This window comes from Shewanella sp. UCD-KL12 (assembly GCF_001957125.1).
Lineage (GTDB): Bacteria > Pseudomonadota > Gammaproteobacteria > Enterobacterales > Shewanellaceae > Shewanella.
In genome coordinates this window covers 338,945-358,805 of sequence record NZ_MPHJ01000001.1, presented here as the reverse complement: position 1 = coordinate 358,805, position 19,861 = coordinate 338,945, and the positions used below count along the sequence as shown (strand labels likewise).

At 42.7% G+C, this 19,861-nt stretch carries 15 protein-coding genes and 4 tRNA genes; 8 read left to right on the top strand and 11 right to left on the bottom strand.

All coding sequences use genetic code 11. The features are described 5' to 3' along the window. Nucleotides 1-37: 37 nt before the first annotated feature. The 3 genes from glsB to trmB are packed head-to-tail and all read right to left on the bottom strand — an operon-like array spanning nt 38 to nt 2,052. Nucleotides 38-952, bottom strand: coding sequence for a glutaminase B (gene glsB / locus BM736_RS01615; protein WP_076407869.1), 915 nt, complete (start codon nt 950-952; stop codon nt 38-40). Continuing rightward, a complete protein-coding gene (locus BM736_RS01610) occupies nt 952-1,275 on the bottom strand; it encodes a 50S ribosome-binding protein YggL (RefSeq protein WP_076407867.1) in 324 nt (107 codons plus the stop codon). The genes glsB and BM736_RS01610 overlap by 1 nt, the downstream gene beginning before the upstream one ends. Before the next feature lie 60 nt (nt 1,276-1,335). Continuing rightward, complete coding sequence (gene trmB, locus BM736_RS01605; RefSeq protein WP_076407865.1) at nt 1,336-2,052, bottom strand: tRNA (guanosine(46)-N7)-methyltransferase TrmB; 717 nt, start codon at nt 2,050-2,052, stop codon at nt 1,336-1,338. 278 nt (nt 2,053-2,330) lie between these two features. Between trmB and mutY the strand changes: the two genes are divergently transcribed. The 6 genes from mutY to BM736_RS01575 all read left to right on the top strand — a co-directional run bounded on the left by mutY (nt 2,331) and on the right by BM736_RS01575 (nt 4,942). Next, nucleotides 2,331-3,395: an A/G-specific adenine glycosylase gene (gene mutY / locus BM736_RS01600; RefSeq protein WP_372828357.1), complete on the top strand. Its 1,065-nt coding sequence runs from the start codon at nt 2,331-2,333 to the stop codon at nt 3,393-3,395. 2 nt (nt 3,396-3,397) lie between these two features. Beyond that, nucleotides 3,398-3,676 carry an oxidative damage protection protein gene (locus tag BM736_RS01595; RefSeq protein ID WP_076407861.1) on the top strand — a complete coding sequence of 93 codons (279 nt, stop codon included), beginning with the start codon at nt 3,398-3,400 and terminating at the stop codon, nt 3,674-3,676. 182 nt (nt 3,677-3,858) lie between these two features. Next, nucleotides 3,859-3,934, top strand: a tRNA-Phe gene (locus tag BM736_RS01590). A 7-nt stretch (nt 3,935-3,941) separates the two neighbouring features. Then, nucleotides 3,942-4,017: transfer RNA gene (locus BM736_RS01585), tRNA-Thr, on the top strand. A gap of 766 nt (nt 4,018-4,783) precedes the next feature. Continuing rightward, nucleotides 4,784-4,859 (top strand) — tRNA-Phe (locus BM736_RS01580). Between the two features lie 7 nt (nt 4,860-4,866). Beyond that, a tRNA-Thr gene (locus tag BM736_RS01575) sits at nt 4,867-4,942 on the top strand. 461 nt (nt 4,943-5,403) lie between these two features. On the opposite strand, the gene nagP is transcribed toward BM736_RS01575, so the two are convergent. The 6 genes from nagP to BM736_RS01545 form a co-directional block, all read right to left on the bottom strand. Beyond that, nucleotides 5,404-6,711, bottom strand: coding sequence for an N-acetylglucosamine MFS transporter NagP (gene nagP / locus BM736_RS01570; protein WP_372828028.1), 1,308 nt, complete (start codon nt 6,709-6,711; stop codon nt 5,404-5,406). Between the two features lie 259 nt (nt 6,712-6,970). Further along, on the bottom strand, nt 6,971-8,107 hold the full coding sequence (nagX, locus tag BM736_RS01565) for a transmembrane glucosamine N-acetyltransferase NagX (protein WP_076407859.1): 1,137 nt from the start codon (nt 8,105-8,107) through the stop codon (nt 6,971-6,973). A 123-nt stretch (nt 8,108-8,230) separates the two neighbouring features. Then, nucleotides 8,231-9,364, bottom strand: a complete 1,134-nt coding sequence (nagA, locus tag BM736_RS01560; RefSeq protein ID WP_076407857.1) for an N-acetylglucosamine-6-phosphate deacetylase — start codon at nt 9,362-9,364, stop codon at nt 8,231-8,233. Nucleotides 9,365-9,403: 39 nt separating this feature from the next. Then, nucleotides 9,404-10,402, bottom strand: coding sequence for a glucosamine-6-phosphate deaminase NagB-II (gene nagB-II / locus BM736_RS01555; RefSeq protein ID WP_076407855.1), 999 nt, complete (start codon nt 10,400-10,402; stop codon nt 9,404-9,406). A gap of 49 nt (nt 10,403-10,451) precedes the next feature. Next, nucleotides 10,452-11,354 (bottom strand): N-acetylglucosamine kinase, encoded by a 903-nt coding sequence (gene nagK / locus BM736_RS01550; RefSeq protein ID WP_076407853.1) that lies wholly within the window; start codon nt 11,352-11,354, stop codon nt 10,452-10,454. Between the two features lie 223 nt (nt 11,355-11,577). Further along, nucleotides 11,578-14,244, bottom strand: a complete 2,667-nt coding sequence (locus BM736_RS01545) for a family 20 glycosylhydrolase (RefSeq protein WP_076407851.1) — start codon at nt 14,242-14,244, stop codon at nt 11,578-11,580. A 764-nt stretch (nt 14,245-15,008) separates the two neighbouring features. Between BM736_RS01545 and BM736_RS01540 the strand changes: the two genes are divergently transcribed. After that, the gene (locus tag BM736_RS01540) at nt 15,009-15,899 is read left to right on the top strand and encodes a sulfite exporter TauE/SafE family protein (protein WP_076407849.1); all 891 of its coding nucleotides are present in this window, start codon (nt 15,009-15,011) and stop codon (nt 15,897-15,899) included. 14 nt (nt 15,900-15,913) lie between these two features. Then, on the top strand, nt 15,914-17,425 hold the full coding sequence (locus BM736_RS01535) for a tryptophan halogenase family protein (protein ID WP_076407847.1): 1,512 nt from the start codon (nt 15,914-15,916) through the stop codon (nt 17,423-17,425). 62 nt (nt 17,426-17,487) lie between these two features. On the opposite strand, the gene BM736_RS01530 is transcribed toward BM736_RS01535, so the two are convergent. Together BM736_RS01530 and BM736_RS01525 are read right to left on the bottom strand one after the other, a co-directional pair. Beyond that, a complete protein-coding gene (locus BM736_RS01530; RefSeq protein ID WP_076407845.1) occupies nt 17,488-19,044 on the bottom strand; it encodes a tryptophan halogenase family protein in 1,557 nt (518 codons plus the stop codon). An 18-nt stretch (nt 19,045-19,062) separates the two neighbouring features. Next, the gene (locus BM736_RS01525; RefSeq protein ID WP_076407843.1) at nt 19,063-19,764 is read right to left on the bottom strand and encodes a SapC family protein; all 702 of its coding nucleotides are present in this window, start codon (nt 19,762-19,764) and stop codon (nt 19,063-19,065) included. Between the last annotated feature and the right edge of the window lie 97 nt (nt 19,765-19,861).

The window sequence follows — 19,861 nt, the reverse complement described above, 5'->3', positions numbered from 1 at the left end:
CAGCCTCAAAGATACTGACAGGTAAGCAGGATTATGATTAAAAAATAGAGCGACCTAAACTCTGGCATAAAGCCTCGAGTGCTGCAGTTCCTGCGAGGGAGTTACCATTTCGGTCTAACTCTGGTGACCATACACATACTGCCATATCACCAGGAATGACAGCAATAATCCCACCACCTACGCCACTTTTACCTGGCATACCAACTCGATAAGCAAACTCCCCTGCGCCATCATATAAGCCTGAGGTTGCCAATAAAGCATTCATCTGCCGAGTTTGAACTGGGGAAATAAGCTGAGAACCGTCTAAACAACGTCCTTTATTCGCCAGATATAGCATCGCCTTTGATAAATCAGCACAGTTCATTCGCATCGCACAGTAGTGAAAGTAGCTATGAAGAACCGTGTCGACATCATTATTAAAGTTGCCAAAGGATTTCATTAGATAAGCAATAGCCGCATTTCGGGCACTATGCTCATATTCAGATGAAGCAACAATTTTGTCTGAAATTAATGAGGGATTAGCGCTTAAACTACGAATGAGTTCGATCATTCTATGCTTTGGGGCACCTAATCTAGCTTGTAATAGATCGGCAATAACAAGTGCACCAGCATTGATAAACGGATTTCTCGGCAAGCCTCGTTCCAACTCAACCTGCACTAAAGAGTTGAAGGATTGACCTGAAGGCTCTTTACCTACACGGGACCAGATCTCCTCCTCTTCATAAAGGGTTAGAGCGAGTGTCAGACTAAAAACTTTAGAGATACTTTGAATGGAGAAAGGTTCAAGGTAATCACCAGCCCCGATGGTCGTACCGTCGACACTGGTAACTGCGATACCAATTTTATTAGGATTTACATTCGCGAGTGCAGGAATATAATCAGCAACTTTTCCTTGACCAAGCAGGGGGCGAACTTTCTCCACCACCTGCTCAAGTAGTGCAAGTTCTGGCACTAACTCCACCAAATATCGTAAAGCTCACCAACTGTGACATCCGATGCAGCTTTTGACTTCCAAAAATCGGTGACAGCAGCGCGATCATCCTCTGTACACTGACCTATAGCTTGAGTCGCTATTATACCTTCCCACTCTTTATGTCCACCACCATGGAAACCAAGTTTACGAGGTTCAATAACAGCTTCGATAAACTCATCAACTAAGGTGTCTATCTGCTCTTCAGTTATTGAAGCATCAAAGGTCCAGTTGATATCAAAGCCAAACTCTTGAAACTCATCAACGCGTAATTTTTTACGTAAACGACGACTGCGTGTAGCCATAGTATTTTCCACCTTGGTTTTAATGTCTTAAAAGTACTAAATTAAACTTTATACAAATCTCTAATCGACTCGCTCAAACATAATATCCCAAACACCGTGACCTAACCTATGGCCTCTGGCTTCGAATTTTGTCAAAGGTCTATGATCAGGACGCGCTACAACATCACCTGTCGATGACTGGTTTTTATAACCTTCTGCAGCCCTCATCACCTCAAGCATGTGCTCACTGTAGTTTTCCCAATCTGTCGCTAAATGGAAAACACCACCAATTTTCAATGTTGTGCGAATACGCTGTGCAAACTCTGACTGAACAATACGACGCTTATGGTGACGCTTCTTATGCCAAGGGTCTGGGAAGAAAAGTTGCACTCTAGCCAATGAGCCAGCAGCAATACTATTCTCTAGTACCTCAATGGCATCATGATGATAAACCCGCAGGTTTGTCACACCAGCTTCTGCAGCTTCCGCTAGACAGGCACCAACACCAGGCTTATGCACTTCAATACCAATAAAGTTTAATTCAGGAGATGCTTTAGCCATCTCTACTAAAGAGGCCCCCATTCCAAAACCAATCTCGAGAACTGTATCAGCTTCTCTGCCAAAAACTTGAACTAAATCGAGCGGCTCTGGCGAGTAATCAAGCCCCATAAGTGGCCACTGCTGTTCCATCGCGGCGGCCTGACCTTTGGTCAATCGGCCTTCTCTTAATACAAAGCTTCTTACTTTGCGAAGGTACTTACCTTCTTCATTAAATTCCGCGGTTGTAACGTCGCTCATTTTCGCCCTCTGTCATGGCTGGATTAATAGAAAAGAAGGGCATTATCCAAAGATTACTAGCCAGTGCAAGCCCTACTTAGCTTAATCAAGTTAAGTATTAGTGGCCAAAGTATACCAAGTTTCTCAAAAGCTGCGAAATCCTTGCTGATATAGCAGCAATTATTTTGAATAGATCTCTCTCGACTTGTTATGTTTGAGCTTGATAGATAGACTGCCTCCATACTGATACTACTCCACCTTTAAAAGCCTAGCTCTCTATGCCTTCAGTGACGACCAATATTATCAAGCCAGCCCCCTTCTCCGATCGCATCATAAACTGGTACGACAAATATGGACGCAAACACTTACCCTGGCAGCTTAATAAGACCCCTTATAAAGTGTGGGTATCTGAAATTATGCTGCAGCAAACTCAAGTCAGTACAGTTATCCCCTACTATCTTAAGTTTATGGAGCGCTTTCCTAATATCGATAGCCTTGCAAACGCTCCTCAAGATGAAGTACTTCATCATTGGACGGGACTTGGATATTATGCGAGAGCCCGTAATTTACATAAATCAGCGCAAGTAATTCGAGATGAATACGCTTCTATATTTCCAAACGACTTTGATAATGTACTGGCATTACCTGGTATAGGTCGCTCAACGGCTGGTGCTGTACTTTCCCTTTCTTTATCACAGCACCACTCCATTCTCGACGGCAATGTAAAACGAGTCTTAGCACGCCACGGTGCAATTGAGGGCTGGCCAGGTAAGAAGCCTGTTGAAAATAAGCTCTGGGAGTTAACAGATAAGCTAACCCCTGCTGTTAACGTACAAAAGTACAACCAGGCAATGATGGATATAGGCGCATCGATCTGCTCCCGTTCAAAACCACTCTGCAGCGAATGCCCTGTTGCACTTGATTGCAAAGCACAGTTAGCTGGCCGACAAACTGAATACCCTGGGAAAAAACCAAAAAAAGTTATTCCTGCAAAATCTGCCTTTATGCTGGTCCTCTCTCGGGGAGACGAAGTCTTTCTAGAAAAAAGACCCCCTACTGGCATCTGGGGTGGACTCTGGTGCTTTCCAGAGTTCTCATCCCATGATGAGCTGAACAGTTATTTAAACTCTATAGGGTTAGCGTTCTCCCTTAAAGAGGAGCTGGCAGGTTTTAGGCATACCTTTAGTCACTTCCACCTAGATGTCAGTCCGATTAATGTCGAGGTCAAAAGTTGGAGCGATAACCAGATCATGGAAGATAAGCCTTCACTCTGGTATAACTTACCCCATCCCCCTAAAGTTGGCTTAGCTGCGGCAACTGAGCGTATTCTAGCCAGCTTAGGTTCTGTATTAATTAAGGAGTAATCATGGCTCGCACTGTAAACTGCGTTTATCTAAAAAAAGAATCTGAAGGCCTTGGATTCCAGCTATACCCTGGTGAGCTAGGTAAGCGAATTTTTGATAACGTCAGCAAAGAAGCTTGGGCGCTATGGCAGTCGAAGCAAACTATGTTGATTAATGAAAAGAAGCTCAACATGATGAATGTTGATGACCGAAAATTTCTCGAAGAGCAGATGATTAACTTTTTATTTGAGGGGAAAGACGTAGAGATTGAAGGTTACGTCCCACAAAAAGACGACGAATAGCCCGTTAATGGACAGCCTGCAGCAGTTTTTGAACACTAACTAACCGAACAGTAAGTTTTATTCAAAATATCACTTGCAGGAAAAAAGAGTGCGCTATAAGATACGCGCACTCCAAACGACAAGGGCGTTAACAACCCAGTTTAAAGTTTGTTTGAAGTAGTTAACTAACGCTTAGTTTAGTTGCCCGAATAGCTCAGTCGGTAGAGCAGAGGATTGAAAATCCTCGTGTCCCTGGTTCGATTCCGGGTTCGGGCACCAACATTTAGCCGGCATAGCTCAGTTGGTAGAGCAACTGACTTGTAATCAGTAGGTCCCGAGTTCGACTCTTGGTGCCGGCACCATATACGATTAAGCCACTCTTTTGAGTGGCTTTTTTGTATCTGAAATTCACCAATTCCACTCACTGCATTGAATCAGTAGTTTACAACTACCAGTGCTTCAACTCTTTAGAGCTGGCACCATACAATAAGAAAGTCTCGGCATTGTTCATCTTTTTATGACTGCTGTTTGTCGTATTGCAGAATGGCTCAGTAGTTTAAATCAACCAGACTTCCAACTCTTAGCAACTGAACCACCTTCACTCTGTTATTAAAAGTGAAGAGTGAGAATTCTCAATACTGCACGGGGCTATGCACCTCTGAATTAACCTACTATTTCCCCATCAACTAAAGAGCATGAAGCTTGAATCAATTTCAGGCTAGAATGAGACATAAACAAATATAGTAAGAGACTGAAGCACTGAACTAGTGTTGTTAAGACTGTAGTCGATAGAACATTGGGCGAACTCTGAAGTTGATCAGGCCAATGCATACAAATCCCACCTGCACTGCTTTTACCATTTTCAAACTATTAGCAAATCAAACTAGCACACCAAATTAGCACACCTGGTTTATTCAGTTTAAGCAGCGCCATCGCCTATATTCCTTCTATTGTCTTAGTGCTTAAATGCCTTATCTGTTCAGTTTTTGACAGCTTAAACAAAATTGTTCAAAAAGGGCTTGCACAGCTAATAACATCGCTATACTATACGCGCACTCCAAACGACAAGGGCATTAACAACCCAGTTTAAAGTTTGTTTGAAGTAGTTAACTAACGCTTAGTTTAGTTGCCCGAATAGCTCAGTCGGTAGAGCAGAGGATTGAAAATCCTCGTGTCCCTGGTTCGATTCCGGGTTCGGGCACCAACATTTAGCCGGCATAGCTCAGTTGGTAGAGCAACTGACTTGTAATCAGTAGGTCCCGAGTTCGACTCTTGGTGCCGGCACCATCTTCCTAAAGAAGAACAAACAAGCCACTTTAATTAGTGGCTTTTTTGTATCTGAAATTCACCTCACCTACTCACAACTTTGAGCCAGTTGTTTACCGCTACCAGATCTTCAACTCTTGGTTATGACACCATCTTTCAAATTTGTGAAACCCAAAAACTCGGCATTATTCTAGAATTCTCTATGACTGAAGTATTTGCATCGACAAGTTAAACAGCAGGCTTATACATCTAGTTGGTGAGGTTACTGACAGATTCACTGCATAACAGCTGTACGTTCACCTCTCCGTGCTCTGTAACCAATAAGCCTCCTTGCTTCTTGCTTCTTCCTCGCAGTCTCATCTATATCAGCCCTTATTCACCTCTAGTAGCCTAAGAGCTTACGACTTCAAGTTCATATACCAGACACAAAAAAGGAGCCCTTTGGCTCCTTTTATCGCTGTTCACTAGTAACGGTTAGAATGCTACTTCCAGCTTTTCATCTTATAGCCTTTAACAGCATAGAAAAGAATAAATAGGTAACATGGGAACATCACCATATAACCACCCTGGATCCCCAAGGAGGTGGCAGAGCTTGTCAGCCCCCAAAATAGTGGTCCAAATGCACCACCAGCAATACCCATAACAAGTAGCGCAGAGCCAGTACTGGTTAATTTACCCATTCCAGATAGAGCAAGTGGCCAAACTGCAGGCCAAACAATTGCATTAGCCAAACCAAGCAGAGCAATCATCAGTAGCGTATCTGGCAACTGAGCACCACCAAATGGCACTAATACAGCGTTTGCTATCGCGTAAGACTCATTGTCACCAAACAGTATTCCAAGAGTCAGCACCATGCCTAAAATAGCTGAAACCATTAACGCCTTTGGCTGTGAGATAAAGCGCGGGATAGTCAAAATACCAATGATATAACCGACAACCATACAGATCATAGTATACGAGGTCATCACCCCGTAACTTTCAATACCAAGTGACAAGGCAAATGTACCAATAGTATCACCTGCAATCACCTCTACTGCGACATAGAAAAATAGTGCTACCACACCGAGTGCTAAGTTAGGGTGAGATAATGCTTCTCTCGTGTGTCCTTTACCACCCTCTTCAACTTCATCGTCTTCATTTTCAAGCTCTGGCAGTGGTGACTTCTTAACTAAAATAGCTAACAAACCAATAAACAGTGCCATTCCAAGGTAAGGTAAGACTAACCCATTCGCCATCTCATCAATATGTGCTTGAGTTAACTCAGTACCTACTCGGTCTCTGAAACTATCAAGAATAAGCGCGCTGAAAACCAATGGGGCAATTACGCCTGCGCCTTTATTCAATATTCCCATTACGCTCACTCGAGCCGCTGCAGACTCTTCAGGGCCTATTCTCACCACATAAGGGTTAACCGCGGTTTGAAGCAAGGTCTGCCCTGCCCCCATCACCAACTGAGCGAAAAGAAACAAGCCAAAGATTTGAGTTTTAGCTGCGGGGATAAACAATAGGCCAGCGATCATCATGACCCCCATACCCAATGCCATACCTGTTTTATAACCCACTTTCCTGATCACCCACGCCGAAGGGAGTGCGGTAAAAGTTACTGCGATATAGAAAGAGAAAAGAATGAGAGATGCTTGGAGGGGGGTTAGCTGGAGGATCTGTTTCAAATAGGGCATCAACGAACCGTTGAGCCAGGTCGCAAAACCTAAGATGAAAAACAGTCCGGCGACGATTGCCATCGGAATTAAGTTACTACGTTTACTTTCACTATTTACTGTCATTTCCATAAGCCTGCTTCTTATAATTTTATTGTAGATATCAGGTACAGCTAATATCTCTTAAACATTTATACACTAGATTTATAGTCAAAAGCCCAAAATCACTCATCTAATAAGAGTAAGAACTGACTTTGTTTCACTGATGTTAAAACAGAAAAACAAAAAAGACAACGCTGTCATTTTAACTATTCACCTAAAAACCACCAACATTCCAGCTAAATCGCCGATTTAATGCGTTAAAAAACATCCAAATTTTATTGATTAAAACTTAAACCTTGATGAAAATGTCACGTTTATACATCCAAAACAGCAGTAACCATTGCACTAATAGCAATGTAATCACCGCCACTAAACCTTGTGCTGATACAGGAAAAGCATTAACTACGCCGCCAAACAGGCTTTGTGAAATGTATTTCCAATTGACTATGCTCGAAGCTAAATAAATGATGATCGCGTTACAGCCTATCACCACAAACGGGAAGGCTATTTTTTGCCACTTAAGTAGATCCACAACGGTATAGAATATCGCTAATAGGATGATACTCCAGCCCGTAGTAACTAACACAAATGAGCTAGTCCATAGATCTTTGTTTACCGGAATAACAAGGTCAAGCAGCCAACCGAGTGCTAAAACTAAACCACCAGCGAGCAGCAGTGAAGCCACTTTCGCCCACTCCCCCTTTTTATGCTCCTTAACAATAAAGTGACCAACGAACACCCCAGCCATAGCATTGGCAATAGCAGGGATAGTAGAAAGGATACCTTCTGGGTCTAACGGCCTATTCTGGTAGGTGATCCCAGGTAAAAAATGGGTATCAAAGTAGGCATTAATCGTTCCCTGAGCCGTAAACAGACCTGGTGTACCACCAGGAAATGGCATAAACAATTGCGTCAATCCATATCCGATAACTATACCTAATGTGACAAACAGCTGAGTCCTTAAGCTAGTATGCCAAACGAGCATGGCAGCAAAAAACCAAGCGAAAGCAATTCGGCCAAGTACACTGGCATATCTGACCTCATCAACGGCAACTGGCGCCCCCGTGCCCCAACCATGATTATAAAGAACACCAAAAAATAGCAGTAGTGCAAGACGCTTAACGGAGTGCTTATACATAGGCATTCGCTGAGCTATTGGGAGTTTATCTAAACGCTTTGGTGATAGACCTAAAGCAACGCCGGAGAGAAAGATAAATAACGGGAAAATAAGGTCATAAAAAGTAAAACCGTGCCACTGGCTATGATGCATCTGTGCATCGGCAATCTTCCAGCCTTGCCAACTAGTCCAGGCGAGTAATCCAGCAAACAGGGCTTCACCGCCCAATATCCAGAACATATCGAAGCCCCTTAGCGCATCGAGTGACATCAACCTGCGTTTGGGTGCTTTAGCTTGACTCGTTTCCATTACGATTTCCCTATATGCTATCGTTTATTCTTATTTTTATTTACTTTACAAGGTGCAACAGTTTGGCGATTTTTATAGTAAAAAGCCCCAGAAAAGACAGCTGAGGCTAACTCTGGTTTAACGCTATCGTTTAAAAACAGCTTCACCAGCGATCATTGTTTGCTGTACTTGTAGCGCGTCATTTAACAGCACTAAGTCCGCTCGACTACCTATACTTATTTGCCCTTGCTTACCTGATAACCCTAAATACTCTGCCGGATATAGAGAGCCCATTCGAATAGCCTCCTCTAATGATAAACCAAGCATGTTGACCGTATTTTTTACTGCACCAGCCATATCTAATACACAACCAGCCAGTTCACCAGTTACAGCATTAAGCCTGTCACCTTGTCGGATAACTTGAGTACCAAAAAGCTCAAATGTTGCCTCCTCTTCAAGACCCACTGGTGGCATAGCATCGGTGACTAGCATCACCTTCCCCTTTGGCTTGGCATAAATTGCAACTTTCGCCGCCGCAGAATGCACATGATGGCCGTCGACAATAAGACCACACCAGGCATCTCGACTCTCTATCGCAGCACCAACCATACCAGGTTCACGCGAGCCAAATGGCGACATGGCATTAAACAGATGAGTAAAGCCTGTTGCGCCCGCCTCTAATGCTGCAACGACGGTGTCATAGTCAGCATTTGAATGACCAAGACATACCCTGACATCGGCAGCGACTAAGGCTTTAATCACATCCGCTGAAACGTTTTCAGGGGCGAGCGTGACAACTTTTATACCTAAGTCATCTCGACTAAATATTTCAAGCTCGGCATCTGATATACGGCGTATATGGGACTGCGGGTGAACCCCTTTTTTGGGGATAGATAGGTGTGGGCCTTCAAAATGCACGCCTAGCACACCAGCACTCCCCTTGATCATAGCTGCAGAAACAGCGTCTGCTGCCCGGCGCATCACATCAACATCATCAGTGATCAATGTAGGTAGGAAACCTGTAGTACCAAATTTAGCATGAGCGCTGCCTATGGTCTCAATACATTCAACTGAAGTATCGGCATTAAGTAAAGCACCGCCTCCCCCATTAACTTGTACATCAATAAAGCCAGGGACTAAGGTGCCATCTAGCTTAGTTTCTTTAGTGCCAGTCACAGTATCTAAAGCTAAGATATGACCATCTTCGATTGTGATCGGCAGTTCATGATGAAACTGCTCACCATCAAATACGCGTTTAGCAATAATTGTCTGCTTCATGTTTCTTAATCCTAAATTTATTGACTTCAGCAATCGTAGCTAAAGGGTTTCAGTCATTTTTGTCAGTCCAACTGGGGAGTCTGGATCTATTCCACGAACTTTAGCAACTGCTACAACATCAATATAGAAGCGAAGTAACAAAGCTATTGGCGCAATGCGCGGATGTATATCTATCGTAGTTTGATGTAAATGGATAAGGTCTGCACCTCTCATGTTAACTTCAACCACTTGTTCAATATGGCAACCATAAGACTCATCGCCTACAGAGACATCGATAACCTTTAAATCTTGTTCAATGAGAGTTACCGGGCCATGAAGAAACTCAGCACTACTGAATGCTTCAGCATGAATACCACAGAGCTCCTTTAGCTTCAGGGCTATCTCTTTTGCAATTGCAAAGCCTAGCCCTCTACCTAAAACGACTAAGTTTTTGTCATTTGTAAGCGAATTAGGGACAAGCTGAGGTGTTGCCTTAACAGCATTCTCAAGTGCTATGGGCATAGACTTTACCGCTAAAGCTAAGTCGACATCTTGTGTCCAGGTACTTACTAATTGCATAAGGGCTGACAAAGTCGCAATGTAGCTTTTTGAGGCTGAAATAGCTCGCTCTTCACCTGCTCTTAGAGGTAATACATAGTCAACTAAGGCTTCTAGCGGAGTGTTAACTTCATTAACCAAAGCAATACACAATGCGCCAGCAGCTTTAGCCATACTCGCTTGAGCTAAGATATCTGGGCTAGTACCAGACTGAGAAATGATAATAACCAGCGCTTTATCAAGTTTGAGTTGTTTACCGTAAACACTGGTTACCGAAGGAGCTGCAGAAAAAGTCGGCAAGCCGACTTCAATCTCGATGAGGTATTTACCAAATACCCCAGCATGATCAGATGACCCACGGCCAATAATCATGACAAACTGTGGCTCAAAGCTTCTTATCTTTTCACCCAATTGCTGAGCGATTAGTGCATTAGCAGTAAGCTGCGCTGCCACGACTTTAGGTGCCTCTCTAGCTTCATGCTCCATGATACAACTTTTCATGTTAGCGACACCTCAAGCCTAATTAGCCTTTAAATTGCCTAACCCTAGATTAATTAATTTTCTTGCTAAACTTTTGACGAGCAAAATAGGTTGCCCCTAGCTCTGGCGGAGCTAATGTCGGCGACAGTTTAGCAATCACATCTTTATCTAACCAAGGTGCTAAAGGCTCAGCTAGCCCACCTATCATAGAGAAGCGTGGCGGGTTAACTTCAAAAAGCTTACGAGCTAGCTCACTAATGTAAGCGGCGCCCTCTTTAACGATATTTTGAGCGACTTCATCTTGCTCATTAGCACACTCTAGGACTGTTCGTGCAAGCTTTGCATACACACTCGAAGTTTGCCCAGCAAGATTCTCAACAATACCCATAGCGTCATGAACTTTAAAATGGTTAAGAATTCGCTCAGTCAATACTGTTTTCTCAGCAAAACCATCAAGATCTAATAGCGCCTGTTCAGCCGCTTTTAATCCTAGCCATGCACCACTGCCTTTATCTCCCAAGGCAAAACCATGCCCACCAAGACATAAATGCTTATCCTCGACATGTGCATAGCCGCACGAACCAGTACCTGTAATTATCACCGCACCTTCGCCACCACGGTGCGCGCCGATACAAGCAGTATGTAGATCAGTCGTCACAAACATATCGGCAAATGGGTGCTTCCAATTAACGATATCTTGATACAACCTGGGGACATTAACCCCTGCAAGTCCTAGCCCGGCGATTAGCGCCTTGCTATCACCTAAATTCATTCCAGCATCTTTTAACGCTAGCTCGGTCGACATCTGAATAGATTCAAACGTCTGTGATAAACCGTGAAGTGGATTTGCACGCCCAGCTACACCAGTACCAATTACACCATCTTCGCTAGAGTAAATCGTTGCCCTGCATTTACTGCCGCCACCATCAATACCTATAAACAACGGTTTCTCCTTCGTCTGGTTCACACTCATGACAGACCTCATCCACAGTTTTTTTATCCAAAGCCTCAAGTAAGATACTTGGCTCTGTTCACTGACTAAGTTAACTTCATGTTACAACACAAATGACAGCGTTGTCATTTATTTTCTTTCAGCTTATAAAATAAGATGAATTAAAGCTTGAAACTCCACAGCAGCGGGAGTTGAGCGTGGCTACATTTGATAAATAGATGCAGCCACACCTGTTACCACCTTGTTACCTAACTATTAAGGAGCGCCCTTTTCTCTTGCCATCAGCAGCAACAGCCCTAACTTCAACTTCACCAGAAACAGCTATAGGTGAATGATAAATAAGCCAATCACTACCATTGACCCGGTATTCAACTGTTAAACCTGGATAGATAACATTAGTAAATAGCTTACCTTCATGGATATGGGCGCCGACTGTTGGCACTCTATACTCAATACCAGCCAAATCTAACTTTGCTAACTCTTTTTGGCCTAAAGTATTAGCAATTACTGACCACTGACTCGCCTGCTCGGCACGCATTTTTTCAGTAAAGTGGCCACTGTTTTGATTATAGACAGCGCCTTCATACTGATAAGGCACTTCCCAACTAGGTTTGTGCCAAGCTCTTTCAGCTAAAATTAACAATCTTGGGAATGTCATATACTCAACAACTGAGTCGCTTCTGAGGGTCTCACTCCAGATCTGTCCCTGTATTCCACCAAAGTTAACCCCGGCATTAAGCGGCCCACTCGTACGCTTACCCGCTTCATCAAGCTTGATAGTGTCATCGGTTTCAAATGGCTGCCCTTGGATATCTGTCCATTGCTCAGCATTTGCAGGCAAGTTACCTGGCATAAACCCAAAGAAGGTACGCTCATTCGTATTACGGCTCGCCCAATAGTAGCCATGTTCCTTAGGATCGGCTTCATATGGAAAGTCAAAGTAGAGTACTTCTGGCGTACTAAGAATTGCATCCCAACCAAGGTTTGCTTGTTCATGAGCACGTCGGTAACCATCATGAGAGATAACGTCCCACAGGTTACTCTGCGAAACTTTCGGCATATTTTCTGGTCGAGTATGGCTCATACCATCACTCCAACCGGCAGGCTCAATCCCCTTGTCACTCAAAATATTAGACACCCGCTCAACAAAGTAGGCACCAAACTCATCAGTAGTGGTAACCCCTTGGGCATTATCCGCAAGAAATGCTTTACATAATGGGGACTCTAACCACGCGCCAGCAGTTTCATCAGCACCAATATGATAGATACTCAATGGCTGTCCCGCTTGTTGATGCAGTTTAGCTATTTCATCAATCACTTTGTCAACAAAGTGAAACGTCGACTCCATACAGACGTTGAGCGTATTATCATCATAATACTGAATTGATGAATAAACGGTTGTGTCCTTTGGGTCTATAAGACGAAACTCGTTAGCACCAGCCTCATTGCCTGTTGCGGCGAGTTTACGGTAGCGTGCTTCCATAGACTTAATTGCAGCTCGTGAATGCCCTGGCATATCCATAGAGGGTATTACTTGAATCTGTCTGGCATTGGCATACTTCAAAATCTCGATATAATCAGCTTTAGAGTAGTAACCGTTCACTGAAGTATCGGCAAATGGACCACTGCCTAACTGAGGCAATAAACAGGTGGTTTCGCTGAGATCATGGCAACGCTTACTGCCAATATCAGTAAGTTCAGGTAACCCTTCAATCTCTAGACGCCAACCTTCGTCATCCGCCATATGTAGGTGCAGTTTATTAAGCTTATACGCCGCCATCTGGTCAAGCATATCCAATACAAACTGCTTACTGTGGAAGTTTCTGGCAACATCGATATGCATACCACGGAAATCATATCTAGGCTCATCATTAACTTTCATCGTATTGATGGCTAGTTTTTTACTATCAACTAGACTCGCTAAAGAAGATAAGCCGTAGGAAAAACCGGCATCATCAGCCGCTAAAATAGTAATTTTATCTTTTGTTATATCAAGTTGATAAGCACCTGCGACCTGAGCCTCAGTAAAAGGAAGCAAAGACACTGTCATCCCAGATGACGACTCATCGACTCCGATACGGCTTAGGCGAGATAGTGCAGCGTCAACAGCCTGCCGCTTCACTTCATTAAGCTTAAGGCTAATACCAGATTTTAACGAAACAGGTGTGTTGGTTGAGCTGACTTCGATATTAACTGGCGTAGGAATAATGCTGTTTGTAACCAGTTTAGGCTCCAATGTGGTTCCCTGATTGGCTTGAAATAATACTTCAGGTGTTGCCCACTTAACCTTGTCACTGTCACTGCGTCTGTATTGTGTTTCAGCATCGGTAAAAGAGACGGCATAAGGACGTGACTCCATACCAGTCTCACTGTCACGGCCAACTTGTGTGCTCTTAATAACTACAGGCTCTAAATCACCAGCAACAATATAATAGTTCGGCATGGCATCAGTTTCGGAAAGTTGCCATAACTCGCCTTTAAACTCTAGAGTCTGAGTTTCGCCCTTTTTAAAGCCACTAAATTTTGAGGTAGGGGAAATTTTATGCAGATCCCCCTTTATTCGTGTAATGGTAAATGCTTCTGAGTTCACCGATTGCACCGGACGCATCTGACTATAGTAGATTGACCAGTCATTACTAGCGAGATCAACTGCTGGGGTAAGATCGATTTGAGCGATAAAACAGCGGCCGTCAACACCAGAAGCTGGGCACCCTTCAGGATAATTCGTCACTAGCCGATATTTTATATCTAGCGTATTTCCGAACGCAGTCAACAGCTCTTGGTCTAAAGTATCAAGCTTAGACTGGCTTTGTTGAGCAAGCTCCTGCTGGTTTGTTTCAACCTTTCCATCAGAGCAAGCACTTGTGGTTAACACTAGTGTTATAGCGGCAGTGATTAACTTCAGCTTCATTTTATCCCTCAACTTAGATCCAATTTTCTTTGTGGTGATAACTCATGTCGACATTGAATGAGTCAACTGACCAGCAATCTTTCCCCTAGGTACAATCTGTAATCAAAAATAAACCGCTTACTTGATCGAGAAAGCCACACCTGAGACTGTGGACGACTAATTATTATTTCGTCAGCGCTAAATACTTTCAGCCTAGCTTAGCTGATCAAACTTGCTGACATTTATAGAGTTTTACAAAATACCTGTAAATAGCATAACGCACTATTTTGTTTGAAATATGTTACATGAAACATACAAATCCTGCCTAACCATTCAAAAATTAGATAAAAAAAAGGCTAGATGATTCATCACTATAATTACTGACAAAGCATCTAGCCAACTCTAGTTTCTGGGGAGAGACTATTTGAATTTCAAACACAGATGTCATTAAGTTTTACCTAAATACATCTGCCAATAACATGAATCAGGAGACCTCTTCCTATTCATGCAGACCTTACAAGACAGCTCATCACACAAGCAGATGACAACGCTGTCATTTACAAACATACACAAGAGCAAACAGAATATCTACATTTTTTTGACATTCAGCAGTAACTTTTTTGCTCAAGCTAGACAGAGCAAGAGAAGTTGCAGTTATTTATTTTAATCAACCAAACTAGGTGCAACACTAAAATATGACAACGCTGTCAAAAGTTGATAACATCATTAAAAGTGTTAGTGTGATAATTAGGCGAATAGAAAAACAATAATAAAATGGACCTAAGATGAGTGAGCATGGCAAAAATAGTAAAGCGTTCAACTCCAAACCTCTATATCTCTTCCTAGGTTTAGCTAGCTTATGGTCTATCTGGGTATTACAATTCTCTGACCCTATTGAACTTATCCGCGACTACCTTCATTACTTATTTCTAGGCATCACTGGAGCAATCTTTGCAAACTCCACAGGCGCAGGTGGTGGCGTCATTTTTATTCCAGTCTTTAATAGCCTTAACTTTACCAGTGAACAAAGTATATCGACATCCTTTGCTATTCAGTGCTTTGGTATGACCGCCGGTGCATTAACTTGGTGGTTTCATTTTAATAGGGATAACCTGTCTCCTGTACGCAAAGCGCTCATCAAACAACTCAGTGTCACCTCACCTTTTGCAGTAGCCGGGATCTGGACAGCTCAACTACTTTCATTTCAGCCCCCTAGCTCACTTGAGTTTAGCTTCAGTATTTTTTCAATCGTCTTAGGTGTTGCCATTCTCTACAGCTGCTTGACATTAAAGCAGACAAATTTGCGCACCTCGTTAAACAGAAGTGAGCTGATTCAACTCTCTTGTATCAGTTTTATAGGTGGCATTATCACCGCCTGGCTGTCTGTCGGGGTTGGAGAAATCATTGTTATCTATATGCTTTTAAAAAGATGTGAGCCGAGCTTAGCTATCGCTCTTGGTGTTATTGTCACAGCTATTACTGTCTGGTCTGTGAGCCCTATACATCTATCAAAACATGGTGACGCCTATTTCAATGTACTGTTATTTGCAGGCCCTGGTGCTGTTATCGGGGGCGTCTTAGCTAAGAAACTGGCGCTTTATCTTCCAGTAAAAGGGCTTAAGGTATTTTTCGCTGGCTGGATTATCTTATCTGGCATAGCAATATTGGTTATTTAGGTAGAGAGGTAGGCATGACAACAGAAACAATTAAGAATATCACGATTGTTGGCGGTGGAAGTTCTGGCTGGATAACCGCAATGTATTTGCAACAACTCTATAATCGATCTGGTGGCGACGTAAAAATCAGACTTATTGAAAGCAAAGACATTAGTACGATTGGAGTCGGTGAAGCTACAGTTCACAGTATTCGCTTTCTCTTCGCGGCTATGGGGCTAGATGAAAATGAGCTCATCAGAGAAACCAATGCCACTTTAAAAACAGGTATCATGTTTCGTAACTGGATGAAGCCTGAGAATGGTCAAACGCACGAATACTTTCATCCGTTTGAACAGCAAGGTCCAGCGGGTCCCTTAGACAACGCTACGACTTGGATAAGCGCCACTCAATCAAATCAAAGTTTTGCAAGTGCAACCAGTATCTCTTCAGAGCTGATAAAGCATGAACATTGCCCCAAAGCTAAAAACTCTCCGCCCTATAAAGGTATTGTCCCCTACGGCTATCACTTAGATGCGACTTTGATGGGTCAATTTTTAAAGCGAAAAGCCTGTGAAGCGGGAGTTGAGCATATTGAAACAAATGTGACTCACATCAATACTAGTGACAACCGTATCGAATCTATTATGACTGAATCTGGAGAGTATACAGCTGATATCTATATTGACTGCACAGGCTTTAAAGGGCTTCTTATAGAGCAAGTGAAGAAAAATAACTGGCAATCATTTGAAGAGGAGCTGCCTTGCAACAAAGCTGTCGCTATTCAACGTCGTTACCCTGAAGGGACACCACCTAAACCATACACAGTTGCAACTGCATTAACTAATGGTTGGGTATGGGAGATCGATCTCGCAAGCCGTCAAGGCACTGGATATGTGTATGATGGTAATCGCTTAACCAAACAGCAAGCCGAACAGGAATTATTGGAGCATTTGGGTGATGAGCAAGAGATAATTCGTACTGTACACTTAGATATGAAAATCGGCTGTAGGAAAGAGTTTTGGGTAGGAAACTGTATTGCTATTGGCCTATCAGGTGGCTTTATTGAGCCCCTTGAATCTACTGGACTTCATCTTGTTAACGTTGGTGCTCGGTTACTTGCTACCCACTTATCATCTAAAAATCCTCCCCAATCAGTACGTGATTCTTATAACAAAACAATTAATGGAATTTATGAAGATCTTAGGCAGTTCATTATTTTACATTACTGCCTTACAGATCGTGAAGACACTGAGTTTTGGAAACATGCTAAGCAGACTGCGAAATTTGCAGATGGCTTACAGGAAAAAATTGAACTATGGCGTCATAAAACATGTGAGTTTATGGATTTAGCAGGTGGTTACGGCACAATATTCACAGATGAGAACTATCGATATATTCTCTATGGGATGGATCATACCCCGTGCATTAACCTCCCCTCTACAGAGAAAGAGTTACATAACACTCTGCAAAGATTGCAAGAGCAACAAAAGCAAGCAGTGAAGGCATCAATGACTCATAGTGAATTTTTAAAGCAGACCGCTCTTTAAAGCGACAAACTGGTGTTAACTTTAGGTTAGTAGCCTATAAAGCTAACACCAGCCTACTTACTTCATACTTTTTGAATACCAAACTGATTAATTTTATCTATTAACTCTCGGTGTGGTAGTAAGGCCTCTTTTCCTTGCTCTAGCATTGACTCCAAATTTATTTGATGTTTCTGGTACATTTGTAAGCCCGCTTCTGAAACAGGCTCATTACCTAGGTCAGTTTTAAAGTCCATGCCATAGAGTACATAAAGATAATTTTCTAAATTGAAAATATCTAATGTCGAAGTGAAGTCGTACCGGTTAGGCAACTGATGATTCCATAGCTCAAGTCTTTCTTTAAGTGAGTCAGGTATACTAGACTCCTCTCTATTATCTCGCCAAAATGCAGTATCTGAGCGTTTAGAGGCAACATAGTGTAGCTTTATAAAATCAATCACCCGCTCCCAGGTATTGGCGATTTTATTATTAAATTGCTTTGCAGAGATTGACATCACCTCCAGTTTGCTGGGCATGCATTCAGCTAACATCCGAGAAGTGACGTCAAACACTAACAGACCTGTAGCCTCAAGTGGCTCAACAAAACCCGCAGACAAGCCGATTGCTACACAGTTTTTATGCCAGGCTCTTTGACGGTAACCAATTTTCATCGGAATGTGCCGAAAACTAACCTCTTCACCTACTCCTAAGTACTTCCGTAGCTCACACTCAGCCTCACCTCTAGTGCTATACCGGCTAGAGTAGACATAACCGACTCCCCTCCTTTGAGACAAGCCTATATCCCATATCCAGCCCGCCTTTTGAGCCGATGAGATTGTATAGCATGGTATAGGGCTATCAGCAGATTCATAAGGAACCTGTACAGCTAATGCTGAATCAACAAACAGTACATCACTTTTATCAACAAATGGTACCTTACAAGCACCTTCAATCAAGCGAGCACTGAAACCTGTACAGTCAACATAGAGATCAGCAACTAACTTACCATTGGACATCGTTGATAATTGGCTGATATTCCCATCAACACTAACCTCAACGTCAACAACATCATCTACAACATGAGAAACATGAAAGCGCTCCACAGCGTTTTTTTTCAGGAGTTCTGAAAACTTAGTTGCGTCAAGGTGGTAAGCATAGCTAGTTATACCTTGATATTGAGGTTGAGTTATCAGTTTGGGAGCCAAGCCAGAATCCGCTACGCCGGCTTGAATTGATACACTTTCGGCAAAGCTCTTACACTTATGGTCATGCACTTTGCCCCAATAAAAAGCAGGGTTATCACCTGTTGGATAGTCGAATAGATGATGATACTCATGCTTCTCAACTTCACTAGGGTCATATACCCAGTCGACAAACTTGATACTTTGTTTAAAAGTGGCATCACATGAGGTAACAAATTCTCCTTCATCAATTCCAAGATAGCGTAATGTTTCACGCATCATAGGAACAGTTCCCTCTCCAACCCCTATATTAGGAATAGTGGGAGACTCAACCAAGGTGACTTTAATTGGAAGGCCATCTGCAGTAGAAAACTTTCGACCTAAATGATTAGCCGCTAACCAGCCGGCTGTTCCACCACCGACAATGATGATGCTTTTAATCTGGTTTGTTGAAGCTGACATCAAATGACCTCCAAATCATTACTCGCTCAACATTTCCGTTCTGGCTAATCGATTGACTTGATGTAAAGAAGTTAAATGACCGTAAATTGGGCCCAGTAATCCACGCTTCTTAAGGTCAAGAAAGTCATCATCAGAAAGATCATTCAACTTAGCTTCATCGACCATATAAAGGCCATTAATGTTACGCTGTTCACCTTTAACTGTAACGGTTAAAGTTTGCTGCCTAAACAGCTCTTTTTCTGCCAAAAACTGCAAAATGGACTGGCTGGCTTGCTCCTCTTCAAAATGCTGGACTATTGACTCTCGACGTTGATTAAAGAAAGGCGTCTCCTCTCCTTCCTTGAATAGAGGTTCACCTGCATCGGTACCCACTTGTTTGCTCTGTTCTCTAATACCAATCCAAATCTTATCTGGCTGCTCGGCATTCAATACAACAGCAAATGGGTAATCCTTTACAGCATTCGGAATATAGCTTCCAACCCACTCACCGTTTACCACGCTTAAATTTTGTTCCGGCTTCAGGCCTAACATCACGACAGACTGAAACTTTCCTGTCTCACTGTTTTTTACAAAAACAATGGGATATTCAGTTGCGGCACGAGAAAATTCATGAAGAGTAATAGGTAAAATATGCTCATCAGCTACTTGTGAAAAGTCAGGCTTACTAACTTTTAAATCTGCATGTTTACTTGGGTCTAAAAGAGATATTTCATTTGACATATGAATGGTTCCTTATCTGGACTTCTTATTAAAAATACAATTTGATAGGCACAAAAAAGGGGAGTTAAACTCCCCCTTTTTTATACCTTAATTCTAA